We start from the raw sequence: 23,358 nt of genomic DNA, 5'->3' as shown, positions 1-23,358 counted from the left end.
CGACTGCGCTCACCCCGCCCGGAGGAGGAAGACCATGCACGGTGCACGACCCACCATCGGGGACGTCGCGCGAGCCGCCGGCGTCTCCAAGGGCACCGTCTCCCTCGCATACTCCGGCAAGCGCCCAGTGGCAGAGGAGACTCGTCGCCGTATCTTCGCAGCGGCTGAATCGCTGCGGTGGACCGCGAGCTCGAGCGCCCAGGCGCTCGCGACGTCTCGCACCAGCACAATCGGTCTCGTCATTGCACGGCGACCGGAGATCATCGCCACCGACACCTTCTTCCCACGCTTCATCGCCGGCTGCGAGGCCGTCCTCGCCGAGGCCGGGATGGGCCTGATGCTCAACGTCGTTGCTGATGACGACGCCGAGACGGCGGCCTACGAGCGATACGCCGCGGGACGCGTCGATGGTGTGATCCTGCTCGATGTGGAGCAGGGCGACCGCCGCCCTGACCTCGTCCGCGAGCTGGGACTGACCGCCGTGATACTCAGCGCCGAAGCACCCCACGAGGAGGAGCCCGTCGACACCCCCGTGACCCCCGTGGTCTACACCGAGGACGCCGCCGCCGTCGGCGAGCTCGTGGAGCTGCTCGTCGATGCCGGCCATTCCTCCATCGCGCACGTCTCCGGGCCCCTGCGCTACGTCCACGCCGCAGCGCGCCGGGACGCCTTCGCGGCTGCGATGACCCGCCATGGCCTCCTCCCCGACCGCATCGTCGAGGGCGACTTCACCGCCGCCTCCGGTCGTGATGCGACCGCTGCACTGCTCGACGGCGACGACCACCCGACAGCGATCGTCTACGCGAACGACGTGATGGCGATCGCCGGCCTCTCCTACGCGCGCAGCTCCGGGCTGCGCATCCCCGAGGACCTCTCCGTCACGGGCTTCGACGACAGCGAGCTCTCCGCGCACCTCTCCCCAGGGCTGACCAGCGTCTCCACCGGGGCCGATGTGCGCGGCGCCGTCGCGGCCCGCACGTTGCTGGCGGCGCTCGGCGGCGATGCCCACCGCGCCGTCCTCGTCGACGGCACTGTCGTCGTGCGCCGAGGCAGCATCGCTCCGCCCTCTCAGCCCTGACGATCCGCCCACCACCACGACCACCACCGAGGAGATCGACGATGACCCTCACCCGGCGCGCTCTCGGCGCCACAGCACTCGCAGTTCCTCTGACCCTCGCCGCAGGAGCCTGCTCACGCAGCGCGGTCGACCCTGCGCAGGCGGCGACAACCCGTGGCGCCATCCGAATCTGGGTCTCCAACAACGAGCAGGAGCTCGCCTGGGGCGAGGCGGTCACCGCCGCCTGGAACGCCGAGCATCCCGATGAGCAGGTCACGCTGCAGGAGGTCCCTGCCGGAGCCAGCTCGGAGGAGGCCATCTCCGCCGCGATCGTGGCCGGCACCACCGCAGATCTCGTCTTCAACGCGTCCCCGGCAGCGCTGCCCGATTGGGTGCGCGCCGGCGGCCTGGTCGATCTGACCACGTTCGAGGGCGGCCGGGAGCACATCGAGAGCCGCACCGGACAGCGCGCCCGCGACTACGCCGAGGACGGAGGCCAGGGCGGTTATTACCAGCTGCCCTGGAAGTCCAACCCGGTGATGGTCATGTTCAACAAGGAGATCTTCGCGGCCGCCGGGATCGATCCAGGGTCCCCAGGAATGGACACCTTCGAGACTTTCCTCGAGGGCTCACGGCAGATCGTCAGCTCAGGTGCCTCGGCATCAGCCGTCTGGCCCGCACCCACGAGCGACTTCTACCAGCCGTGGTTCGACTTCTACCCGATGTACCTCGCCCAGACCCACGGCACGCTCCTCGTAGAGGATGACGCGACCACCTTCGACTCCCCCGACGGCCTGGCGGTCGCCGAGCTGTGGCGCGCGATGTACGAGGAAGGGCTCGCCCCACGGGAGGAGTCCACGGACGACGCGATGACGATGGGCACCACCGCGATGCAGCTGGCAGGGCCGTGGGCGATCGCCACCTACAAGGATCAGCTCGACTACGGATTCATGCCGGTTCCCAGTGCGGACGGCATCGCCCCTGAGGAGACCATCACCTTCGCGGACTCCAAGAACGTCGCGATGTTCAGCTCGAGCCGAAATCGGCTCACGGCCTGGGAGTTCCTGTCCTTCGCCACCAGCGAGGAGTGGGACGGCAAGCTGCTCGAGCTCTCCGGTCAGATGCCCCTGCGCACCGACCTGCTCGCCACCTACCCGGACTACTTCGCCGAGCATCCCGACTACACGAGCTTCGCCGATCAGGCCGATCGAGTGGCCGATGTGCCCTACCTGTCCGGTGCCATCGAGATCTGGCAGCGATTCCGCGACGAGTTCTCCGCCTCCGCGATCTTCGGGAAGAAGTCGGTCGCGGACGGCCTGCACGATGCCGCCGAGCAGATCGACCAGCTGGTGCAGAAGGGAGCACGATGATCACCCCCGATACCGCCCCGCCCCTACGCCCTCCGACGAGCCCGCTGCGTCGGCTGCTCGGGAAGCAGCCCCTCGGTCTGGGACTCTCGTTGCCGTACATCGTGTTCCTCGCCGCGGTGATGGCATATCCCCTGGCCTACGCCGTGTACATCTCGTTCTTCGACTACGTGTTCACCGCCCCCGGCATGGACATGGACCATCCGTTCGTGGGGCTGGAGAACTACCGCACCGCCCTGACCGATCCCCGCGTGCTGCAGTCCTTCGGCAACATCGCGGTGTTCCTCGTGATCAATGTGCCTCTCACGGTCATCCTGTCGATGGGGTTCGCCTCGGCCCTGAACGCGGTCACCCGCTGGGCCGGTGCTTTCCGCGTGGCGTTCTACGTCCCGTACGTGACGGCGAGCGTGTCGCTGATCGGCGTGTGGATGCTGCTGTTCTCGCAGGATGGCCTGGTCAACACGATCCTCGGGCCGCTCGCCCCGGATCCTTCGTGGCTGGTCAACGACGCCCTCGCGATGCCGTCGATCGCCCTGTACGTGACGTGGAAGCAGCTGGGGTTCTACATCCTGCTGTATCTCGCCGCGCTGCAGAACGTGCCGAAAGAGCTGTACGAATCCGCCTCGACCGACGGGGCCGGGATCCTGCAGCGCTTCCGACACATCACGGTGCCGGGCCTGCGCGCCACCACGATGCTCGTGCTGATCCTCTCGATCATCACCGGCGCGAACCTGTTCACCGAGCCATATCTGCTGACCAGCGGCGGCGGACCGGATGGCGCCTCCACCTCACCGGTGCTGATGATCTACCAGAAGGGCATCCAGCAGGGGAACCCGGATGTCGCCTCTGCGATCGGCGTGCTGCTCGTGATCGGCGTCGGCCTGCTGTCCCTGGCCTCCACCCGCCTGACGAAGGAGAGCTGACATGAGGTCCCGCACCCCCACCCGGATCGCGCTGTACGTGATCCTCGCGCTCGCGGCGCTGGTGTTCATCTTCCCCTTCTACTTCATGATCGTCGGTGCCCTGCAGGAGAACCCGACCACCACCCCGGCGGGCATGTTCCCCACCGGGGGCTGGACCCTGGAGAACTTCGCCAGCATCAACGAGCGGCTCCCGCTGCTGCGTGCGCTGCTGAACTCGGTGGTGTTCACCGCCGGTGTCCTGCTGGGCACCCTGACCTTCGGCCTCAGCGCCGGCTACGCCCTGTCCCGGCTGCATTGGCGTGGCCGCGGAGTACTGTTCGTGGTCATGCTCGGGGTGCAGATGGTCCCCTTCCAGCTGCTCATGATCCCCCTGTACGTGCAGGTCGCCGGCTCGTACGGGCTCGGGGACACCTACGCCGGGATGATCCTGCCGTTCTTCATCAACACCACCGCGGTGTTCATCTTCCGGCAGTTCTTCCTGGCCCTGCCCGAGGAGATGTTCGAGGCGGCGAGGATCGACGGGGCGAGCGAGCTGAGGGTGCTGTGGGCCATCGCGATCCCGCTGGTGCGCCCGGCGATCGCGACGGTCGTGCTGATCACCTTCATCGGCCCGTGGAACGAATTCCTCTGGCCGTTCCTCATCACGAAGGACGCCTCGATGCAGCCCCTCGCGGTGGCGCTGGCGAACTACATCGCCAACATCGCCCAGACCGTCGCGAACCCCAATGGCGCGATCCTCGCCGGGGCCTGCGCCCTCGCGCTGCCCGTCGTGATCCTGTTCTGCCTGTTCCAGAAGTACTTCACGGCCTCCGACATCGGCGCCGGAGTGAAGGGGTGATCGGCCGACACGACCGACGCATCTGACGCCACCGATACGACTGATACGGCCGCAGCTGAAGCGACCGCAGCAGCGGAGGCGATCAACGCCACCGCGCCGAGCCGCCGCAGCTCTCTTCCTCGACCCCCACTGCAAAGGACCTCCCCATGACTGCCACCAGCCTCTTCGGCGACGCCCGCTTCCCGCTGGGCCCCTTCACCCCCTACGAGAACAACCCGATCCTGCGGCCCAAGGGCGACTCCTGGGAGTCCTCGAACCTCTACAACCCGGCGGCACTGGTCGTCGATGACCAGGTGGTGCTGCTGTACCGGGCCCACGCGGAGGACATCGTCTCCCACGTAGGCATCGCGTTCAGCGACGACGGCTACCACTTCGAGCGGGAGAACGCTCCGATCCTCTCGCCGGAGCACGACTACGAGCGCTTCGGCTGCGAGGACCCGCGCATCGCATACATCGAGGGCACCTACTACCTCACCTACACGGGCTGGGACCGACGCTCCGCGCAGCTGTGCCTGGCGACCTCTCCCGACCTGCGCACCTGGACCAAGCACGGCCCGCTCTTCGAGGACTTCGACACCTTCAAGACCATGGACCCGCGCGGCTTCAACTGGTCCAAGGCCGGCGTGATCGTCCCTCAGCAGATCGACGGGAAGTGGTGGATGTACTTCGGAGAGGGCGGGATCTACTGGGCGACCAGCGACGACCTCATCCACTGGACCCCCGGCACGAGCGACGAGGAGCCGATGTACTCCCCCACCCCGGGCACCTGGGACGAGGCCCTCGTAGAGATCGGCACCTCTCCGGTGCTGACCGACAACGGGCTCCTGCTGATGCTCACCAACGGCGCCACCCGGCGCTACCTGGAGGACGGCACGCGGGAGGTCGACTACCGCTGCGGCCAGATCGTCATCGACCCCGCAAACCCGACGACGGTCCTCGCCCGTCTCCAGGAGCCGTGGCTGCGCCCGCAGACCTTCGAGGACACGCACGGGCTGGTCTCGAACGTGACCTTCGTGGAGGGGCTCGTGAAGTTCCGCGAGAGGTGGTTCGCGTACTACGGCCAGTCGGACACCACGCTCGCCGTCGCGGTCGCCGATCCGGGCGCGACGTACGGGACCGATCTGCGCGCCGACGGCTGAGCTCACTCGGTCGGACCTCGGCACGGCACGGCCCGCCTCCCCGATTCCCCCCGGGGCGGCGAGCCGTGCGTGCGCGAGGACTCTCAGGGCAGGGAGAGCAACGCCTGCATCGGCAGATGATCGGACGCGAAGGCTCCGCTGGGATCGCGGTGGTCGTTGATCGCGGCCTGATGCGTGGTGATGTCTTCCGTGGTCAGCACCCAGTCGATCCGGTCGCCGCCCTCGACCGCCTCCGCGTATCCGGGGCAGGTCTCCCAGGCAGGGGTGAGCTGCTCGGCCGCGGCATCCCAGGAATCCACGGTGGGGCCGTCCGTGACGAGGGTCGTGTAGGCGCCGGAGTCGTGGGCGGGTGAGTTGTAATCGCCGGTGACGATGGTGGGGAGCTGGTCGAGCTCACCACCGTCGAAGAGGTCGATCATCGCCTGGCCGCTCTTGATCCGTGCCTGCTCGGACTCGTGGTCGAAATGGGTGTTGATCATCGCGAACTCGGCCCCGCTGGCGAGGTCCCGCAGCCGCGCCCACACCACGATGCGGGTGATGCGGTTCCCCCAGGTCGCGGAGCCGATGACCTCCGGGGTGTCCGAGAGCCAGAACTGGTCCCAGGCCAGCACCTCGAGGCGGGTCGTGTCGTAGAAGATCGCCGAGTGCTCGTCCTCGCTACCGCCCTTGCGCCCGTAGCCGATCATCCGATGCCGGGGCAGGGCGGAGTCGATCGCGCTCATCTGGGTGTACTGCGCCTCCTGCACGCCCAGAAGGGTCGGCTCCTCACGGGCCAGCAGATCGATCAGCACCGGTTCACGGTCCGGCCAATGATCGGGGTCCCCTGGTTCTGTCTCGGGGGTGGTGTCCTGGCGGATGTTGAACGACATGGCATGGAGGCGGTCGCGGCCTGCCCTGCCGATCAGCGGTCGAGCATTGTTGCCGTCGGCTCTCACGGGTGCGGCCGAGGCGGGAGCGGCACGCGCTGCGGCAGCTCCTCCGAGAGCAGCTGCCCCGACTCCGGTCGCGAAGGTGCGGCGGGCGATCGACATGTCCATGGTCTTCTCCTGAAGGTCGTCGTCATGGGAGATCCACACTAGGGGGAGCGCTCCCCCTAAGTACGGAGTTCTCCGAATGGACCATCGATCGGTCTCGGAAGTCATGCGCTGGGAACCGTCCAGCCATCCGGTACGCGGCACCTGCCCGACAGCGGGAACTCCCGCGAGCCGCCGTGCGGCGCGGTGCACGGTGTGCGAGCCTGGTCGGCGGTGCGGCCGACGAGCGACGGATCCCTGACATCGGAGAGCGAGGTGCGGAGTGGACGAACCCGGTCTGCTACTCACTCTCGGCGTGGCCCTGAGCGTGTTCATCGGCGCCATCTCCCAGCGCGCCACCGGGATGGGCTTCGCGCTGCTGTCCGCCCCGTTCCTCGTGCTCGTCCTAGGTCCGCTGCAGGGCATCCTCGCGGTCAACGCCGCCTCGGTCCTCGCCAACTCGCTGATCCTGGTGCAGGTGTGGCGGGACGTGGACTGGCCGCGCGCGAAGCTGCTGGTCCCGATGGGGGTGCTGGGCGTCCTCCCCGGCGCCTTCGCCGTCGCACTGCTGCCGGAAGCCCCGCTGACCATCATGGTCAGCCTCCTGGTCGTCCTCGGGCTCGGCGTCACGATCCTGATGAGGGGCCGCACGGCACCTCCATCGGCCGCGCTGGGCGCCGCAGGCGGCTTCGCCTCGGGCTTCATGGGCGTCACCGCGGGAGTGTCCGGGCCGGGCATGGTGGTCTATGCCCGCGCTACGGGCTGGGAGCACCGCCATTTCGCAGCCACCGCGCAGCTGCACGGACTGGTGCTCGGCATCGCCTCCCTCGCCGCCAAGCGCGCCTGCCGTCCTTCGAGGCCTCGGGCTGGATCGCACTGCTGGTCGCGCTGCTCGTCGGCCTCCTGGTGGGAGACCGGCTCTCACGTCGCATCGACGGCGCCTCCGCGATGCGCGTCGTCGTCGTGATCGCGATGGCGGGAGCAGTCCTGGCTCTTGTGCGTGGTGTGCTCGCCGCTCACTGAGCGGGGCCCGTCGCGCCGCCGACAGCGCCGCCCGCAGACGGTGCCGCCCGCAGACGGTGCCTCCGGTCAGCGTTGCCGTCGTCCCACTCGGTGAGAAGCCTCCGCCGACGACGATGCCCCTGCCTCCTCCCGCGGACGGCGGGGGCGACAGGGGCATGTCCACGGCGAGGTCGCATGCACCTCGCCGGTCAGCTCAGAGCGTGCTGGCGAAGGGGTCGAAGCCCTCCTGCACCAGCGGGACCTCGCCCACGGAGCTGTTGACGGTGACGAACTCGCCAGAGGCTGCGGACTCCTCGGCGGAGAGCATCACGTCGAGCACGTGGTAGCCGAGCTCGCCGCTGGCCACGTGCGGGCGGCCCTCGGCGATCGCGCGGACCATGTCCAGCAGGCCGGTGCCGCGACCTGCGACGACGCCTTCCTGCGGGACCTCGATCCACTCCTGCTCCGGGGGCTGCTCGCCGAAGGACTCGAAGGGCTTCACATAGGCGATGCGACCCTCGAACATGTTCGGGTCAGGGACCACGAGCGAGCCCTCGGTGCCGTGGATCTCCACGACGCCCTGACGGGCGAGCGGCGAGTCGAAGCTGACCAGCGACGTGCCCGTCTGACCGGCCTCGAACTGCGTGAGCACCGAGATCGTGGAGGGCACCTCGACGGGGAAGGTCTCCCCCGCGTTCGGACCCACCTGGATCGCACGCTCCTCCTTGGCCTTCAGCCCCACGGCCGCGACCTTCTCGACGGTGCCGAACAGGCTCACCAGAGTGGTGAAGTAGTACGGGCCGATGTCGAGCAGCGGGCCAGCGCCCTGGGCGAACAGGAAGCCGGGGTTCGGGTGGAACACCTCGGGACCCTGGTACTGCATCGAGGTCTGCGCGAACAGCGGGCGACCGATGGTCCCCTTGGCGATCTCGCGCTTGGCGGTCTGCACACCCGGGCCGAGCACGGTGTCGGGCGCGCAGCCCACCCGCAGCCCGGCCTCGTCGGCCGCCTTCAGCAGCGCCGACGTGGACTCGCGGTCCAGGCCCAGCGGCTTCTCGGTCCACACGTGCTTGCCGGCGGCGATCGCCGAGGCGGAGATCTCGGCGTGCACGGCGGGGATCGTCAGGTTCACGACGACCTGCACGCCCGGGTGGTCCAGCACGTCCTGCGCGGTGCCCCAGGCGGGGATGCCGTGCTTCTCGGCCTGGCTTCGAGCACGATCGGTGTCGAGGTCGCCCAGCACGAGCACGTCGACATCCGGGAAGGAGCCGAGGTGCTCGAGGTAGGTGTCGGAGATGACGCCGACGCCGATGAAGCCGACGCCGACGGGCCCGGTGGAGGCGCTCATGCTGCGAGGCCGTTCTCGATCAGGAAGGTGTAGCTGTCCGCGATGTCCTCGAAGACGTCGCCGGGGGCATTGTCGTACTCGATGACGGCGTACTTCAGGTCGGTCGCGGCCTGCAGCGCCTCGATGGTGGGCACGTCGCCGTCCCCGGCGTGGCGCTGGTCCAGGCTCGAGGAGTCGAACGTGGGGGCGTCGGGCGCGAAGGGGTTCGAGGCCGGCGCGACGCCGTCCTTGACGTGGATCGCGACGAGACGGTCGCCGAGCTTCTTCACGAGGCCCACGGCGTCCTGCTGGCCGGCGAGGGCCCAGAACAGATCCAGCTCGATCACGACGGTCGGGTCGACCAGATCGAGGAAGCGCTCGTAGGCGGTCTGCCCGTCGAACGAGGCGACGAACTCCTGCGCGTGGTTGTGGTAGCCGACGGTGAGGCCGAATTCCTTGGCCTTCTCGGAAGCGGCGTTGAGCCGCTCGGCGATGTCCTTCACGCCGTCCTCGGTGAGCCAGCGGTCCGCGGCGACCATCGGCTCGATGACGGTCTTCATGCCGATCTCGGCGGCGGCCTCGAACACGATCTCGTTGGCCGGGGTGGGGATCGAGCCGTCCGGGGTCCACAGCTCGTCGGAGAGCAGCGGGGCGTGGCCGGTCGGGGAGGTCAGGCCGGCCTTGTCGAGGGCGGCGCGGATCTCCGCGGGGCGACGCACGAAGTCGAAGGCCTCGACCGTGCGCAGACCGATGCCGGCGAGCTTGTCGAGGGATCCGTCCATGTCCGCCGAGAACTCGGAGGCCAAGGAATAGAGCTGGATGGAAGCGATGGGCAGGGCCACGACGAACCTTCTTTCTGGCGGTTATCACCCGCTGTTCCGCACGTCACGGTGGGGGCGTGGGGGAAACGCTAGCACGCAAATCCTCCACATGGAGGTTTTGTCCGGGTAGCATCTGGACATGTCCACCGATGAAGCCAGCGCCGCCGCCGAGCCCACCGTCATCGGCCGCGCCGGTTCGTATTCGAAAGGCGTGGCTCGACGCCAGGAGATCCTCGACCGGGCGATCGAGGTGTTCCGCGAGCGAGGGGCCGACGGGACCTCGCTGCGACGCATCGCCACGGCCATCGGCGTCTCGCACGCCGCCCTGCTGCATTACTTCGAATCCCGTGAGCAGCTCCTGGTCGCGGTCTACGAGCACGCGGAGTCCCAGCGCGACACCGCGAAGATGTACGAGGACAGATCCGCGCTCGACGTGCTGGTCACGGCGGCCGTGATCAACATCGGCGTGCCGGGCATGGTGGAGCTGTACACGACGCTCGTCGCCACCGCCCTCGCGGTGGACGGCTCACCGTCGAACACCTTCTTCAGCTCACGATTCGCGCGGATCCGAGAAGATCTCACGCAGCGCCTGGCGGCCGGGCAGGCCGCCGGCAGCGTGCGTCAGGATGTGGACCCCGCCGACATGGCGGCCCTCCTGATCGCAGCGTCCGACGGCCTGCAGATCCAGTGGCTGCTCGAGCCCACCGTGGAGCTCGAGCGCACCCTGGAGACCTTCGCGGTGCTGTTCGCCCCTACGGCTTGAGGCTGCCGCGCAGGTCGGGGACGTCCGAGAGCAGCCGACGGGTGTAGTCGCCCTGCGGGGAGAAGATGACCTCCTCCGTCGTGCCGCGCTCGACGACCTTGCCACGCTCCATGACGGCGACCCGATCGGCGAGATAGCACGCCTGGCCGATGTCATGGGTGATGAACAGGACCGTCAGGCCCAGATCGTTCTTCAGGTCGTGCAGCACGTTGAGCACGTTCACGCGCAGGGTCGCGTCGAGCATGCTCGTCGCCTCGTCCGCGAGCAGCACCTTGGGACGCATCATGAGGGCACGGGCCACCATGACGCGCTGCCGCTGGCCGCCGGACATCTGGTGCGGGAACTTGTGCAGCACCTCCTTGGGCCGCAGGTCCACATAGCCGAGGCATTCCTCGATCAGGGCGTCGGCCTCGTCCTTGGGAACCTTCGCGAGGGCGAGACCGCGCCGCAGCAGGGACCCCACGGTGAAGAACTGGTTGAACGAGGAGAACGGGTCCTGGAAGACCGCCTGCACATCCGTCCAGTACTCCCGCAGATCGCCGCCCCGGAGATGGGTGACGTCCTGCCCGCGGTAGGTGATCGTCCCCGAGGTCACCGGCATCAGGCGCAGCAGCATCCGCGCCAGGGTCGACTTGCCGGAGCCCGACTCCCCCACCACGGCCAGCACGCTGGACTCGGGGAACTCGAGGCTGACGTCATCGACCGCGGTGATCTTCGACCCCGCGACGCTGAACTCCTTGGTGACGTTCTGGCAGGACAGCAGGATCTCGGCGTCGGTCGTGCTGCGCGTGATCATGTCGTCCTGCGGCGCGTCTGCGCTGGGTTCGCTCATGGCGTCCCCACCTCCTCGGTGGTCGTGGAGCGGCGGGCGACGCCGCGCCTGCGCGTCTCCTGGCTCGGATCGAGCACCGAGGACAGCAGCTTGCGCGTATACGGGTGCTGGGCGTTCTCGACGAGCTGCCGGGTGGGGCCGGACTCGACGATGCTCCCGGCGTTCATGATCGCCAGCTTGTCGGAGACCTGGGAGAGGACCGGCAGGTCATGGGTCACGAAGACCACGCCCGACATGATCCCCTGCTGGACCATCTCCAGCAGCATCTCCACCAGCATGCGCTGGCTGGAGACGTCCAGGGCCGACGTCGGCTCGTCGGCGATGAGCAGACGCGGGTTCTGCAGCGTCGAGATCACGGTGATCATGCGCTGCTTCATGCCGCCGGAGAGCTGGTGCGCGTAGGAGTCGAGCACCCGCACGGGCATGTCCAGCATCTTGAGCCGCTCCCGTGCCAGATCAAGCGCCTCGTCCTTGGTGATCTTCGGATCGTGGGCCCGCATCACGTCCCTGACCAGGCTGCTGATCCGCAGCGTGGGGCTGATGGAGTTCATCGCCCCCTGCGGGAGCATCGAGACGGTGCGCCCCCGGTAGGGCCGGTGCCGCTTGAGGTCCGACGGCTGGAGGGTCGAGAGATCGATCGTCTCGCCGTCGATCTCGAGGGTCCCGGACAGGACGTACAGCGGCGGGGTGGCGATCATCGCGAGCGCATTGCCCAGCGTGGTCTTCCCGCAGCCGGACTCGCCGGCCAGCCCCAGGATCTCGCCCTCGCCGAGTTCGATCGAGACCCCGTCGACGGCGGTGAAGTCCTCCTCGCCGCCGCCGTAGACGCAGCGGATGTTCTCGGCGCGGGCGAGGATTCCCGACCGCGAGGGGGATGACGCCGTGCCCGATGGCGTGTTCGTCGTGCTCATGCCTTCTCACCTGCTCTCGCTCGGTCGGAGGGTTCCGGTGGCCCGGCGGCCGGTTCGGAGGCGGCCTGCTGGGCGAGCAGACGAGCCTCCTCGACCCGGCGTGCGGCGGCCTGCTTCATCTGCTTGCGCTTGCCGCGGCGCAGGCGCGGGTTGAACACCTCGTCGAGGCTGGCCTGCAGCAGCAGGAAGCCGAAGGAGACGAGGGTCAGGATGATCGTGGGAGGGAGGAATGCCCACCAGGCACCGCTGGCGACGGCCTGGAACGCGAGCGCCCAGTGGAGCTGGGTGCCCAGGGAGTTCGCGCCCGACGGACCCAGGCCCAGCATCGACAGCGCGGCCTCCGCGAGGATGGCGCCGGCGACCTGCAGCACGAACGCCATCACGGCGTAGGACAGGATGTAGGGCAGGACGTCCTTGAGCAGGATCCCCGGGAGCCGTGCCCCGGAGAGCCGGGCCACGTCGATGTGCTCGCGGGTGGCGACGGAGGAGGCCTGGGCGCGCACGGCCCGGGCCGTCCAGGGCCACGACGTGATCCCGATGACGATGGCGAGGGACCAGATGGTGCTCTCGGGCAGCGACATCGAGATGAGGATCAGCACGACGATCGAGGGGATCGCGAGCACCACGTTGGTGACGCCCATGAGCAGCTCCTCGAACCAGCCGCCGACATAGCCGGCGAGCAGGCCGACGCCCACGCCGATGGTGGTCGCGACGGTTCCGGCGACCAGGCCGATGATCAGCGAGGTGCGGGTGCCGGCCATGAGCACGGCCACGACGTCGTGCCCGAAGTTGTCCGTGCCCAGCAGCAGTCCGTTGCCCGGCGCGTCGTAGAGCGAGCCCACCTTCTCCCCGGCGGTGGTCGGGTACACGAGCCCGGCCAGCCCCAGGAGGATCACGAAGGCCACCAGCACGAGGGCGATCCAGAAGCGCCCGGAGAAGTTGAAGGAGCGCAGGGTGTTCGCGCGGGGCGCGGCCGTCTCCTCGGCCATGGAGGTGTTCACCGTCGACATATCACTTCTCCCCGGACTTGGCCGCGCGGATGCGCGGATCGACGATGCCGTAGACGATCTCCACGGCGAAGTTCGCCACCAGCACGGCCACGGTGATGATCAGCGTGACCGCCTGGATGACGGGATAGTCATTCGCCGAGATCGCGTTGAACAGCAGCGTGCCCACCCCCGGATAGCTGAAGACGAGCTCGGTGATGAGCGCGCCGCCCACGAGGGTGCCGATCGCCAGCGCGAGGCCGGTGATCTGCGGGAGCATCGCGTTGCGGAAGATGTACTGCGTGATCTTGTTGTCCCGGATGCCCATGGCGCGGGCGTAGTTCACGTAGTCGCCGCCCAGCTCGTAGATGGCCATGGAGCGCATGCCCACGGCCTGGCCGCCGATGAAGACGACCACGAGCGACAGGAAGGGCAGCCAGTAGTAGCTGACGGCATCCCAGATGAACGAGAGGCTGAACTCCGGTGTCAGTCCGAGCGAGTACGCCCCGCCGACCGGGAAGATCCCGGCGACCACGGCGAACCCGTACAGCAGCAGGATCGAGAGGCAGTAGTACGGCATGGCGGAGAGGAACAGCGAGCTGGTGAACACGCTGCGGTCCCAGTTGCCGCCGCGGAACGCCGCGATCGCGCCCACGACGTTGCCGAGGATCCAGCCGATGAGGATCGCCGGCAGCTGCACGGCGATCGACCAGGGCAGCGCCTGGCCCACGAGGTCGTTGACCGAGGCCGGGTAGTACGCGAAGGACGTCCCCAGATCACCGGTGAACACCTTCCCGAGATAGGTGAGGAACTGCGCCCAGAGGGACTGGTCGAGGCCGAACTCCTGGACGTAGCTCTCATAGACCTGCTTCTGCTGCTCGCTGGTGACGGAGCCGCCGCGGGACAGGTTCGAGACGATGACATCGACGGGGTTGCCCGGGACGAGCCGGGGCAGCAGGAAGTTCAGACCTACTGCTGCCACCAGCGCGACCAGGTACCACACCGTCTTCTGGGCGATGTAGCGGCCGAGATTCACAGGTTCCCTCAGCCGCCGATCTTCTTGAGCTTGAAGAGCCAGTCGTTGCCGGCGCCGCGGAACATCGGCGGGGCGTAGTCGTTGTCCTCGGTGGGCCAGTTCGACCAGTTCGAGGCGTTGAACTCGAAGAACTCATCGGGCCGGTACATGAGCGGGAAGGCGGGGACCTCCGCGCGGTACAGATCGTCGAGCGCGGTGATCGCCTCCTTCTTGGAGGCGTCGTCGGGCGCAGCGGCCGCCGTCTCCAGGAGATCGTTGACCGTGTCGTTCTCCCAGCGACCGAAGTTGCGGTAGGCGGTCTGACCCAGCGGTGCCATGTCGACGTTGCTCATGACGTCGCTGAATCGCTGCCATGGGGCCGCAGGGTTCGTGCCGGCCACCGACCAGCAGCCCATGTCGAAGTCGCCGTTCTGGAAGGCGGTCGAGGTCTGGGCCTGCTGCGGGAAGTTGGTCGAGGCGTCCACCCCGATGGCCTGGAAGTTCTTGGCCACGATCTCGAGCGCCGCGTTCCAGTCCGTCCAGCCCTGCGGGGTGATGAGCTTCCAGGGGCCGAGCTTCACGCCGTCCTTGGCGTAGAAGCCGTCGTCGCCCTTGGCATAGCCCGCCGCCTGGAGGATCTCCTCCGCTTTGGCGGCGTCGAAGGCCCAGCCATCGGCCTCGGCCTTGTCCCGGTCCAGCCATGCATCCTCGGCGCCGTCCGGGACGACGAGCGAGGCGAGCACCTGGGAGGAGTAGCCGGACATGGCGGTCTCGGCGATGGAGCCGTAGTCCACGGCATGGGCGAGGGCCTTGCGGACCTCGACGTCGTCGAGACCGGGCTTGGTGGTGTTGATCATGAACATCGGCATGGAGCCGGGCGAGAAGTAGGGCTTGTCCTGCAGGTAGGTGCCCACCGGCTTGTCCGCCTCCCACATCTTCCAGATCTGCGGCACGAACTGCTGCATGACGTCGAGCTCGCCGTTCTGGAACTTGAGGTTGCCGTCCTCGTTGGACTTGAAGATCGGGTGGATGATCTTCGTCATCGGCGGCAGACCCTTGTAGAAGTCCTTGCCCCAGTAGTCCTCGTTGCGGGCGAGGATGATCTGGGTCTGGTCCGCGAGCTCGAGGCTGAAGGGACCGGTGCCGATCGCGGTGTCGGTCTCCCAGGAGGCGATCTTGTTGTCGGTCTCCTTCGCGACCTTCTCGAACACCGCCTTGGGCACGATGAACTGCTGGGCGAGCGAGGTCAGCACGGAGCCGACGTTCTTGCGCTCCTTGTTGATCGCGATGCTGATGGTGTTGCCGTCCGCGGTCATCTCGTCGACCTCGGTCCAGAACGAGGCGACGCCGAGACCCTCATCGATCTTGCCCAGCTCGAAGGTGTACAGCACGTCGTCCGCCGTGAACTCGGAGCCGTCGTGCCAGGTGATGCCCTCCTGGAGCGTCAGGGTGATGGACTCGTTGCCGGTGACCTCGTGCGTCGCGGCGAGTCCCGGGAGGAGCTCGCCGGAGACGATGTGGAAGCGCAGCAGGGTCTCATAGACGTACTGCGCGACGTTGTTGGACGCAGGCCACGCGGGCGCGGCGGCGAAGGTGTTGAAGTTGGTGGGCGGGCTCCACTGGAAGCCGGCGATGAAGAGCTGATCTGCGGCGTCGCCGCTGCGACCCTTCCCGGCCATGCCGTTGTTGCCGACGCCGACGAGCTCCTCGCCGCCGCCGCCGTTCTGTCCTCCACCGCCGGTCGCACCGCCGCAGGCGGCCAGGGCTGCGGCGCCGCCGAGGGCACCGGTGCCCGCCATGAAGCGGCGGCGGGTCGTTCCGCCGGGCAGTCGACGGGATCCAAGTTCGGTCATGGCAGACCTACCTCTCTGTTCTCGCTCCCCCTTTGGAGCGTAGGGTCGTCAGTGACCCATGACACTGATTGAACCCTCCACCGCGAGAAAACATCCACTGGTAGGCGTTACGGTCCGATAACGATTGTGACCTGCTTCACCGTGTGAAACGTCAAGGGTGCAGAGCCCCTCTCGCCTGGTCTGTCGTCGACCGGGCATCTCTGCCTCCCGGGCAGGTCAGAGCCTCGACAGGAAGGACGGAGTCGCCACCCATGGATCCCTTGGTCGACGCGATCACGAGCACGTCTCTCGTGGAGAGCCAGCTGCTCCTGGTCGCCTTCGTGCTGTGCTCGCTGATCGGGCTCGAGCGCCAGTTCCGCCAGAAGGCCGCCGGCTTCCGCACGCACGTGCTCGTGGGGCTCGGCTCGTGCGCCTTCACCCTGGTCTCGGTCTACGGCTTCGCCGCCGTGCTCGGGGACGACGTGCGCCTGGACCCTTCACGCATCGCCGCGCAGATCGTCTCCGGCATCGGCTTCCTCGGCGCGGGCGTCATCTTCAAGGGCCGCAACGTGGTGCGGGGACTGACCACGGCCGCCACGATCTGGGTCGCCGCCGCCGTGGGCATGGCCTGCGGCGCCGGGATGCTCTCGCTGGCCGTGCTGCTCACGGCGCTGCATCTGCTGACGCTGTTCGTGGTCGCGCCGCTGCTGCGTAGGCTCCCCTCCCCCGATGCGAAGCGCCTGCTGCGGATCACCTACGCCGACGGCGCCGGGGTGCTGCGGGACCTGCTCGCCCTCGCGACGGCCATGGGGTTCACCAGCTCGATCGAGCACAGCCGCCGCACGGAGCGGGACGGCCGTCGGTTCGTGGTGATGGACGTCCGATTCCACGGCAGGCCCCCGGTGCGCGACCTGATCCCCCAGTTCATGGAGCTGGACGGCGTGGACCGGGTCACCCTGCGCTCCAGTGGGGAGGACGCCGATGACGAGGACGATCGCGGCAGGTCCTGAGCTGCTCCCCCGTCACTGCTCCACGGTCGCCAGGCGGCGGGCCATGATCTGCCGCGCGGCGACGTCGGCGCCGCCGAGGAGCGGAGACGGAACCCCTGGGCTGGCCCCGATGGCGCTTCCGGGCTGGGTGCTCGCCGCGGGGATGCCGAGCACGATCACGGAGGGGTCCTCCGTGCCGTCGACGGCGATCAGGTTGTGCCCGCCGTGCGCGGACTCCGCGATCTCCGCGCGTGTGGCCTCGAGGCTCTGGGTGGGGACGCCGTCGACGGTGTGAATGCGGGCGCGGCCGCTGCGGAGCAGCTCGCTCAGCAGTGGGTCGTCGGTCTGCGGGATCCGCCCCTTGGACATCCGGGTCTCCAGGAGCACGCGCGAGCTCACGGAGCGGCCGGTGATCGGCGACCTGCCGAGGTATCGGCCACGGCGCTCGTCGATCTCGATCTGCAGATCCGGGCCCAGCAGCTCGATCACCCCGGCCTCGAGCAGGGCGAGGACCAGGCGCACCCGATCGGCCGGCGGACCCGAGGCGAGCGCGAGGGAGTCGCCGTCGAACCATCCCAGCACGTCCCGGGCCAGGGACGTGCCGTGGAACGCGCCGAGCCCGGTCAGACGGCCGACATGCCGGCGCAGCGCGCCCATCGCCCCGTTGACCGCCGCGCGGGGATGGTGGGCGGGATCGGAGAGCGAGCCGAGCTCGTCCTCGATCAGGCGGGCGACCTGAGCGTCCCAGTCCGCGCCGGTGACCTGCTCGCCGTAGGTGGGGCGGTGCAGCTCCTCCACGGTCCAGGTCCATCGTGGGTCGCCGATCGCGGCCTCGAGCACCGCGTCGACCGCCTGCTGCGTGGTCGCGGCGTCGAGGGCGCTCAGCCAGCGTCCACCGACCGCGCCGGGCACGTGCTCCGCCAGGGCCTCGAGGTACACGCGGGCGAACTCGCGGCAGAGCACGGGCCACACCTCCGCGGCGAAGTCCACGTCGGAGCGCTCGGCAAGCTCGTCGAACCATCCACGGGTGGCCCAGCGCGCGGTGAAGGGGCGCACGGCGCGGCCCCCGTCGGGCTTGGACCGGTAGGGCACGCCCCGGCGGGAACCGACGACGAGGCGGGGTTCCCGGCCGCTGGGCAGGTAGCGCAGACGGCCGGTGGGATCGCCGGGGATGCGCTGGGCGATGCCGCCCCAGTCGGCGACCAGCTGGCCGATCACGTCGAAGAAGTTCGCGCCGAGGCCTCGCACCAGCACTCTCTTCCCGGCGGGCAGGCCCGTGTAGCACCGCTCGGCGGGCATGCCGGGATCGGCGTAGCGCAGGCCGTGGCGGTCCGCCGCCTCGGCCAGGGCCGTGACCTCGGGGGTGCGACGCGCCTGGACCATCCCCTGTGCGAGCACCACGGTGGGCGCGGCGAGACGTCGCCCGTCGGCCAGCACCACCACGGTCTCGGGTCCGTCGCGCTCGAGGTCCACGACGAGCCCGCGGATCTCCTGGACCTCGACGTGCCCGGCGGCGATCGCCCCATCGAGCTGGTCGCGGAAGTAGGCGCCCTGCAGGCGGCGGCTCGGGAAGCTCTCGCCGACCAGGGTGCGGGCCTCCTCGATCACCCAGGACCCCCGCGGATGTCCGCCGGAGGCGGTGACGGCGCGGGCCCACTGCACGAGGTCCGGGCCGGGAGCGGCGGGGCCGCTCATCGGCGTCGACTCGTCGGGATGGATCGTGGTGGCGTCGGCTTGTGTGTTGTTGAGGTACTCCCCCGGCTGGTCGATCAGCCAGGTGGCGCCGGGGCCCACGGCCTTCGCGTCGATCACGGCCAGACGTGCCGGCGGAGCACCGTCGGCCTCCGCGCGGGCGGCGGCGCGCAGCACGGTCGCGACGCCGCGCGGTCCCCCGCCGACGATGATCGCGTCGAGGGTGCCGCGCTCCGGGGCCGTCATCGGGCGTCTACCGGTTCTCGGGTGCTGTCCCGGACGGATCCGTCGGCGTCGATCTCGTCGAGACGGGAGCCGGTGCGGGTGACGCCGTGCTCGTCGACACGGGGGCGCACCTCGACCGTGCCGTCGCTGAGGCCGACCTCGACGTCCACCTCGTAGACCGTGCGCAGGGTCGGCGCCTGCAGCGCGTCGGCGGGGCTGCCGTCGGCGGTGATGCGACCGTCGTGCAGCACGATCACCTGGTCGCAGTAGCGGGCGGCGTGGTTGAGGTCGTGGATGGCGATCAGGGCGCTGATGCCCTCCTCGCGGGTGATCTGGCGGACCAGCTGCAGGGTCTCGATCTGGTAGCGCAGGTCGAGCGCGCTGGTGGGCTCGTCCAGCAGTAGCACGCGGGTCTCCTGGGCCAGCGCCCGAGCGATCAGCGCGCGCTGGGCCTGACCGCCGGAGAGCTCGGACATGCTGCGCTCGGCGAGGTCGGTGAGGCCCATGCGCACGATCGCGTCCTCGACCGTCGCCCGGTCCTCCTGCCGCGGGGCGATGCCGAAGTGCGGGGTGCGGCCCAGCATGACGGCCTCGCGCACGGTGAGGTCGAAGGGGGCGTCGCCGGCCTGCGGCACGTAGCCGACGACTGTGGCGAGCTCGCGGCGACCGAGCGAGGAGGTGTCCCGGCCCTCGACGGCGACCCGGCCGGCCTTGGCCCGGTGCACCCCGGCGATGGCCTTGACCAGCGTTGACTTCCCGGACCCGTTCGGGCCCAGCAGGGCGCAGAACGCTCCCGGAGCGACCTCGAAGGAGATGTCCTCGAGGATCCTGCGCTTGCCGTAGGAGAAGGAGAGGCGGTCGACGGAGAGGCTCACTTCAGGGTGTTCCTTCGCGTGAGGATGAGATAGATGAACACGGGGCCGCCGATGAAGGCGACCACGATCCCGACGGGCACCACCGCGGGGGCGATCACCGTGCGGCCCACGGCGTCGGCGACCAGCAGGAGCAGCCCGCCGGAGAGCGCCGCGAAGGGCAGCAGATGCCGGTGGTCGGCGCCGATGGCCAGGCGCGCGATGTGCGGGCCGACGAGACCCACGAAACCGATGATCCCGCAGAAGCTGACCACGATCGCGGCGAGGGTGACCGACAGGGCGATCAGGCCCACGCGCAGCGGGCCCACGTTGACGCCGAAGCTGCGGGCGGCGTCGTCGCCGGCGAAGGCGATGGCGTTGAGATCCTTGGAGAACCACATCGTCAGCGGAAGGGCGAGCACGGTGACGGCGCCGACGATGAGCACGTCCTGCCAGCTGGCGTCGTTCACCGAGCCGAAGGTCCAGCGGATGATCGCCTGCAGGGTGTTCTCGTTCGCGGTGAACTGCAGCGCCGAGGTGAGGGCCTCGAAGATCTGGGTCATGGCGATGCCGAGCAGCAGCAGCGTGGCGATGGCCATGCGGCGGGCGGTGGCGATGCCGAGCACGAGCGCGGAGACCATGAGCGACATGACCATGGCGCCGGCGATCGTGGCCCAGGCCGGGAGCTGGTTGGTGCCGGCGAGGGTGATCACGAGGGCCGCGCCGAAGGCCGCCGCCGGGGAGACGCCCAGGGTGAAGGGGCTGACCAGCGGGTTGCGGAGCAGCCCCTGCATGAGCACGCCGGAGACGGACAGCGCGGCGCCGGCGGTGAAGGCGAGCAGCACGCGGGGCAGGCGCAGCTGGGTGATCACGGCGTAGGAGGAGGCGAAGTCGGCGCTGATCGTCCCGCCGAGGATGCTCACCTGGATCGAGCGGAGCACGTCGCCGAAGCCCACGCCGGCGGTGCCGATGGTCACCGAGGTGATCAGGGCGAGCACGGAGACGACGAGGCCCACGGCGAGGACCAGGCGCTTGCGCAGCTCGTGGCTGCGGGCGGGAGCCGATGCCGGGGCCGGAGCGGGCGACTTCTCGAGGGTGGCGGTCACGGCTGCGGCCCCTGCACGTAGTCGGCCGGGTCGGAGAGCTCGGTGTCCTGGAACTCGGTGACCCAGCGGGTGAGGTACTCATCGGGCTTCACGTCGGCCATCTCCCGGGGATGGAGCCAGGCGCCGAGGTAGAGGGCGCCGATCGACTTGCCCAGCGCGCTGGTGGCCCAGCCGTTGGCGACCGCGACGTTCCCCTCGGCGAGGGCGGTCATCCCGCTCCAGCCGGGGCGCGCGGCGAGATCGGCGCGGAGGTCCTCGAAGCGGTCCACGGGCTCGGCGGAGGGCTCGAACTCATGGATCACGAACTCGGGGTCGCGCAGCACGACCTCGCTGGGGTCGACGGTCAGCTCCTCCTGGGCGTCGCCGCCGGAGGCGTCGTCGAAGATGTTGCTGCCGCCGCCGGCGAGGATCATGGCGTGGAAGCCGGAGCCGGGCAGGGTGGTGAGGTACGGCTCGACGGTCTCGAAGTAGACCGGGACGGGCTCGACGTCCGCGAGGCGCTCGGTGAGCAGGCCCGAGATCTCGTCCTTGAACTCGAGCACCGTCCGGGCCCCGTCGTCGGCCCCGAACACCCGGCCGAGCAGCGTGATGGTGGCGTCGACGACCTCGGTGTCCCAGGCGGTCGCGACGACCAGCGGGATGCCGAAGGGCTCGAGCTGCTCGGCGGCCTCCTGCCAGACGGCGTTGCGGGGCAGGATCACGACGTCGGGCGAGAGCTTCGCGATCGCCTCGTAGTTGAGCTGGTCCAGTCCCTCGGCGATGACCTGGCTCTCCTCCAGCGGCAGGTACGGCAGGCGATCCAGGGAGGCGCGGTCCACGCCCACCACCGTGTCGCCGGCGCCGATCGCGCGCACGAACTCATTGGTGTAGCTGTTCAGCACCACGGCTTTCTGCGCGGGGCCGGGCAGCACGACCTCGCGGCCCTGGTCGTCGGTGATGGTGATCGAGGTGTCCTCGTCGCTCACGGCGGAATCGCCCTCCACCGTGACCTCGCCGCAGGCGGCGAGGCCCAGGACGGGCACAGTGGCGAGAACGGCGCCGAACAGGGTACGGCGACGGAGTGCGGGTTGCGTGGGGGTCATGGTTCCTCGAGGGGTTCAGCGGGGAGGACGGGGAAGGTGCAGGAGGGTCAGGCCGCGGCCTGCTCGGCGTCGGGCAGCGAGGGCTCCCCGAGGCTGAGCATGAGGCGGTTCGCCCAGGCGAAGAAGGCGGCGGCGGTGAGCACGTCGGCGATCTGGGGTTCGGTGAGCTCCAGGCGGCGCAGCGCGTGGATCGCCTCGGCCGTGAGGAGGGGGCGCGGGCGAGAGAGCTCAGCGGCCGCGGTGACCACGGCGCTCCAGCGCTCGTCCTGCACGGCGCTCAGAGGGGCGAGCTCCGCAGAGATCCAGTCGGCGTCACGCTCGAGAGCGGCGGCGAGCAGGGCGTCGACGTCCTCGGGCCGCTTGGAGAAGCCGGCGGACTTCCTCGCGTGCACGGAGGCGCAGTAGATGCAGTCGTTAACCTTGCTGGTCACGGCGGCGGCGAGCTCGCGCTCGGCCTTGGGGGCGCCGTCCCGCGGCAGGAAGATCGCGTTGTCCAGGGCGCTGCGGGCCTTCGTGATGCCCGGAGTCTGCGAGAGCATCCGGAAGTAGACGCTGTTGGTGCTGGCCTTGGACGCGAAGGAGTCGCGCTGGAGCTCGGTGAGCTCGTCCTCTGCAGGCACCTCGACCCATGGCTCCCACTGGAGCTGCTCGCGGGTGAAGACAGACGGGCGGGTGCGGCCGGTGACGGTGGTCCCGCCGTGCTCGGCGGCGCGGCCGTGGGTGTGCGTCAGTCGCACGGGGGCGTCGGCCGACGGGACCTCGAGGTCATGGAGCGCGGCGAGGCCGGCGACGAGGCGCTGGAGGTAGCTCTCGAAGGAGACGAGCTGGCTGATGAGCACGGCGATCGGTGAGCTGACGCCGGCGTCGAGCAGTCGCTGCTGGTCGGCGCGGGTGGTCAGCGCCGGGGAGATCGACAGCAGGTCGACGTGATCCCGCAGGGCGTTGAGCGTCGCGGCGTCGAGGGTCGCGCCGTCGGGGCCGCGGAGGTCGGTGGCGACCGGATCGGCGGCGGTGAGCTGTGCGTCGGCCCCCTGGGCACGGTGCCACTGGGCGAGCGGGCCGCTGCCCTGCCAGTCCGCGGTGACGGCGGCCAGGGCGTGCAGCACAGCAGCAGGCAACGGTTGCTCGCTGCGGTACAGCGCGTCGTAGGCCTCACGGGTGTGGGCGAGGACCTCGGGGCGCAGCACCGTGAGCGTCTCGCGGGCTTCCGGGGCATCCGTGAGGACAGCGGCAAGGATCTGGTGGGCGTCGAGAGAGCTGGTCGCATCTGACATGACGACATTTTATGCATGACCCAAGTTGAACTTTGCGGATGGCTGAGGTGTCAGTGGTCACCCGCTTGGTGACCGATCAGTCATCTGCGGCCTGGGCTTTTGCTGCTGCAGAGCGCTGATCTGCAGGAAGTATGGGCCGGTTCGCGCTGGTCGCCAGAGACGGACCGGGATCCCTGCTCGCTCACAGCGGAATGCCCCGTCGTCGCCGGTTCACCGTCCGTCACCGCAAGCGTTCGAACCTCGACCGCCCGGCTGGCGGTCAGTCGGCTGGCGGTAGATCGGCGCAGAGTCCGGGGCCCGCCATCTACAGTCG

Annotated in this window: 21 protein-coding genes; 8 read left to right on the top strand and 13 right to left on the bottom strand. The window is 69.3% G+C overall.

The annotated features are described in order from the left end of the window. Positions 1 to 34 precede the first annotated feature (34 nt). From INT49_RS09595 to INT49_RS09575, 5 genes are all read left to right on the top strand, one after another. Entirely contained in the window at positions 35 to 1,078 is a 1,044-nt protein-coding gene (locus INT49_RS09595; protein ID WP_193117517.1) for a LacI family DNA-binding transcriptional regulator, read from the top strand. Between the two features lie 41 nt (positions 1,079 to 1,119). After that, on the top strand, positions 1,120 to 2,427 hold the full coding sequence (locus INT49_RS09590) for an extracellular solute-binding protein (RefSeq protein WP_193117516.1): 1,308 nt from the start codon (positions 1,120 to 1,122) through the stop codon (positions 2,425 to 2,427). Further along, positions 2,424 to 3,347, top strand: coding sequence for a carbohydrate ABC transporter permease (locus INT49_RS09585; protein ID WP_096166041.1), 924 nt, complete (start codon positions 2,424 to 2,426; stop codon positions 3,345 to 3,347). Before INT49_RS09590 ends, INT49_RS09585 begins: the two co-directional genes overlap by 4 nt. Position 3,348: 1 nt before the next feature. Continuing rightward, positions 3,349 to 4,185 (top strand): carbohydrate ABC transporter permease, encoded by an 837-nt coding sequence (locus INT49_RS09580; protein WP_114306161.1) that lies wholly within the window; start codon positions 3,349 to 3,351, stop codon positions 4,183 to 4,185. Positions 4,186 to 4,331: 146 nt separating this feature from the next. After that, a complete protein-coding gene (locus tag INT49_RS09575) occupies positions 4,332 to 5,324 on the top strand; it encodes a glycoside hydrolase family 130 protein (RefSeq protein WP_193117515.1) in 993 nt (330 codons plus the stop codon). Positions 5,325 to 5,407: 83 nt separating this feature from the next. Here INT49_RS09575 and INT49_RS09570 read toward each other — a convergent pair whose 3' ends face one another. Further along, positions 5,408 to 6,361 (bottom strand): endonuclease/exonuclease/phosphatase family protein, encoded by a 954-nt coding sequence (locus INT49_RS09570; RefSeq protein WP_193117514.1) that lies wholly within the window; start codon positions 6,359 to 6,361, stop codon positions 5,408 to 5,410. 259 nt (positions 6,362 to 6,620) lie between these two features. Between INT49_RS09570 and INT49_RS09565 the strand changes: the two genes are divergently transcribed. Next, positions 6,621 to 7,304, top strand: coding sequence for a sulfite exporter TauE/SafE family protein (locus INT49_RS09565; protein ID WP_193117513.1), 684 nt, complete (start codon positions 6,621 to 6,623; stop codon positions 7,302 to 7,304). Between the two features lie 249 nt (positions 7,305 to 7,553). Here the strand turns inward: INT49_RS09565 and INT49_RS09560 are convergent, their stop codons facing one another. Both INT49_RS09560 and INT49_RS09555 read right to left on the bottom strand, forming a co-directional pair. Further along, a complete protein-coding gene (locus INT49_RS09560) occupies positions 7,554 to 8,687 on the bottom strand; it encodes a Gfo/Idh/MocA family protein (protein WP_193117512.1) in 1,134 nt (377 codons plus the stop codon). Continuing rightward, positions 8,684 to 9,508: a sugar phosphate isomerase/epimerase family protein gene (locus INT49_RS09555; protein ID WP_193117511.1), complete on the bottom strand. Its 825-nt coding sequence runs from the start codon at positions 9,506 to 9,508 to the stop codon at positions 8,684 to 8,686. The genes INT49_RS09560 and INT49_RS09555 overlap by 4 nt, the downstream gene beginning before the upstream one ends. A 118-nt stretch (positions 9,509 to 9,626) precedes the next feature. Between INT49_RS09555 and INT49_RS09550 the strand changes: the two genes are divergently transcribed. Beyond that, complete coding sequence (locus INT49_RS09550; RefSeq protein WP_193117510.1) at positions 9,627 to 10,250, top strand: TetR/AcrR family transcriptional regulator; 624 nt, start codon at positions 9,627 to 9,629, stop codon at positions 10,248 to 10,250. On the opposite strand, the gene INT49_RS09545 is transcribed toward INT49_RS09550, so the two are convergent. The 5 genes from INT49_RS09545 to INT49_RS09525 are packed head-to-tail and all read right to left on the bottom strand — an operon-like array spanning position 10,240 to position 15,847. Continuing rightward, on the bottom strand, positions 10,240 to 11,082 hold the full coding sequence (locus INT49_RS09545) for an ABC transporter ATP-binding protein (RefSeq protein ID WP_193117509.1): 843 nt from the start codon (positions 11,080 to 11,082) through the stop codon (positions 10,240 to 10,242). The two genes, INT49_RS09550 and INT49_RS09545, sit on opposite strands and share 11 nt — an antisense overlap. Continuing rightward, positions 11,079 to 11,993, bottom strand: a complete 915-nt coding sequence (locus INT49_RS09540) for an ABC transporter ATP-binding protein (protein ID WP_193117508.1) — start codon at positions 11,991 to 11,993, stop codon at positions 11,079 to 11,081. Before INT49_RS09540 ends, INT49_RS09545 begins: the two co-directional genes overlap by 4 nt. Then, positions 11,990 to 13,003, bottom strand: a complete 1,014-nt coding sequence (locus INT49_RS09535; protein ID WP_193117507.1) for an ABC transporter permease — start codon at positions 13,001 to 13,003, stop codon at positions 11,990 to 11,992. The genes INT49_RS09540 and INT49_RS09535 overlap by 4 nt, the downstream gene beginning before the upstream one ends. Position 13,004: 1 nt before the next feature. Continuing rightward, positions 13,005 to 14,015 carry an ABC transporter permease gene (locus INT49_RS09530; protein WP_193117506.1) on the bottom strand — a complete coding sequence of 337 codons (1,011 nt, stop codon included), beginning with the start codon at positions 14,013 to 14,015 and terminating at the stop codon, positions 13,005 to 13,007. An 8-nt stretch (positions 14,016 to 14,023) separates the two neighbouring features. After that, positions 14,024 to 15,847: an ABC transporter substrate-binding protein gene (locus INT49_RS09525; RefSeq protein ID WP_193117505.1), complete on the bottom strand. Its 1,824-nt coding sequence runs from the start codon at positions 15,845 to 15,847 to the stop codon at positions 14,024 to 14,026. A 251-nt stretch (positions 15,848 to 16,098) separates the two neighbouring features. Here INT49_RS09525 and INT49_RS09520 point away from each other — a divergent pair, with 251 nt between their 5' ends. Then, positions 16,099 to 16,836 carry an MgtC/SapB family protein gene (locus INT49_RS09520; RefSeq protein ID WP_193117504.1) on the top strand — a complete coding sequence of 246 codons (738 nt, stop codon included), beginning with the start codon at positions 16,099 to 16,101 and terminating at the stop codon, positions 16,834 to 16,836. A gap of 12 nt (positions 16,837 to 16,848) precedes the next feature. Here the strand turns inward: INT49_RS09520 and INT49_RS09515 are convergent, their stop codons facing one another. From INT49_RS09515 to INT49_RS09495, 5 genes are read right to left on the bottom strand one after another with little or no spacing between them, the layout of a single operon-like run. Next, positions 16,849 to 18,753: an FAD/NAD(P)-binding protein gene (locus tag INT49_RS09515; RefSeq protein WP_193117503.1), complete on the bottom strand. Its 1,905-nt coding sequence runs from the start codon at positions 18,751 to 18,753 to the stop codon at positions 16,849 to 16,851. Beyond that, a complete protein-coding gene (locus tag INT49_RS09510; RefSeq protein ID WP_193117502.1) occupies positions 18,750 to 19,607 on the bottom strand; it encodes an ABC transporter ATP-binding protein in 858 nt (285 codons plus the stop codon). Before INT49_RS09510 ends, INT49_RS09515 begins: the two co-directional genes overlap by 4 nt. Then, positions 19,604 to 20,689, bottom strand: coding sequence for a FecCD family ABC transporter permease (locus INT49_RS09505; RefSeq protein WP_193117501.1), 1,086 nt, complete (start codon positions 20,687 to 20,689; stop codon positions 19,604 to 19,606). Before INT49_RS09505 ends, INT49_RS09510 begins: the two co-directional genes overlap by 4 nt. Then, positions 20,686 to 21,771: an ABC transporter substrate-binding protein gene (locus INT49_RS09500; protein ID WP_193117500.1), complete on the bottom strand. Its 1,086-nt coding sequence runs from the start codon at positions 21,769 to 21,771 to the stop codon at positions 20,686 to 20,688. Before INT49_RS09500 ends, INT49_RS09505 begins: the two co-directional genes overlap by 4 nt. A 47-nt stretch (positions 21,772 to 21,818) precedes the next feature. Then, positions 21,819 to 23,045, bottom strand: coding sequence for a peroxidase-related enzyme (locus INT49_RS09495; protein WP_193117499.1), 1,227 nt, complete (start codon positions 23,043 to 23,045; stop codon positions 21,819 to 21,821). Positions 23,046 to 23,358: the final 313 nt, after the last annotated feature.

It is taken from the genome of Brachybacterium tyrofermentans (assembly GCF_014897585.1).
Taxonomy (GTDB): domain Bacteria; phylum Actinomycetota; class Actinomycetes; order Actinomycetales; family Dermabacteraceae; genus Brachybacterium; species Brachybacterium tyrofermentans.
This window is presented reverse-complemented; position numbering and strand designations above follow the sequence as displayed.

Bases quoted from the DNA above. Each gene is read 5' to 3' on its own strand.
- INT49_RS09595 (WP_193117517.1), top strand. From the start codon at position 35: ATGCACGGTGCACGACCCACCATCGGGGACGTCGCGCGAGCCGCCGGC.
- INT49_RS09590 (WP_193117516.1), top strand. From the start codon at position 1,120: ATGACCCTCACCCGGCGCGCTCTCGGCGCCACAGCACTCGCAGTTCCT.
- INT49_RS09585 (WP_096166041.1), top strand. From the start codon at position 2,424: ATGATCACCCCCGATACCGCCCCGCCCCTACGCCCTCCGACGAGCCCG.
- INT49_RS09580 (WP_114306161.1), top strand. From the start codon at position 3,349: ATGAGGTCCCGCACCCCCACCCGGATCGCGCTGTACGTGATCCTCGCG.
- INT49_RS09575 (WP_193117515.1), top strand. From the start codon at position 4,332: ATGACTGCCACCAGCCTCTTCGGCGACGCCCGCTTCCCGCTGGGCCCC.
- INT49_RS09570 (WP_193117514.1), bottom strand. From the start codon at position 6,361: ATGGACATGTCGATCGCCCGCCGCACCTTCGCGACCGGAGTCGGGGCA.
- INT49_RS09560 (WP_193117512.1), bottom strand. From the start codon at position 8,687: ATGAGCGCCTCCACCGGGCCCGTCGGCGTCGGCTTCATCGGCGTCGGC.
- INT49_RS09550 (WP_193117510.1), top strand. From the start codon at position 9,627: ATGTCCACCGATGAAGCCAGCGCCGCCGCCGAGCCCACCGTCATCGGC.
- INT49_RS09545 (WP_193117509.1), bottom strand. From the start codon at position 11,082: ATGAGCGAACCCAGCGCAGACGCGCCGCAGGACGACATGATCACGCGC.
- INT49_RS09540 (WP_193117508.1), bottom strand. From the start codon at position 11,993: ATGAGCACGACGAACACGCCATCGGGCACGGCGTCATCCCCCTCGCGG.
- INT49_RS09535 (WP_193117507.1), bottom strand. From the start codon at position 13,003: ATGTCGACGGTGAACACCTCCATGGCCGAGGAGACGGCCGCGCCCCGC.
- INT49_RS09525 (WP_193117505.1), bottom strand. From the start codon at position 15,847: ATGACCGAACTTGGATCCCGTCGACTGCCCGGCGGAACGACCCGCCGC.
- INT49_RS09520 (WP_193117504.1), top strand. From the start codon at position 16,099: ATGGATCCCTTGGTCGACGCGATCACGAGCACGTCTCTCGTGGAGAGC.
- INT49_RS09515 (WP_193117503.1), bottom strand. From the start codon at position 18,753: ATGACGGCCCCGGAGCGCGGCACCCTCGACGCGATCATCGTCGGCGGG.
- INT49_RS09500 (WP_193117500.1), bottom strand. From the start codon at position 21,771: ATGACCCCCACGCAACCCGCACTCCGTCGCCGTACCCTGTTCGGCGCC.
- INT49_RS09495 (WP_193117499.1), bottom strand. From the start codon at position 23,045: ATGTCAGATGCGACCAGCTCTCTCGACGCCCACCAGATCCTTGCCGCT.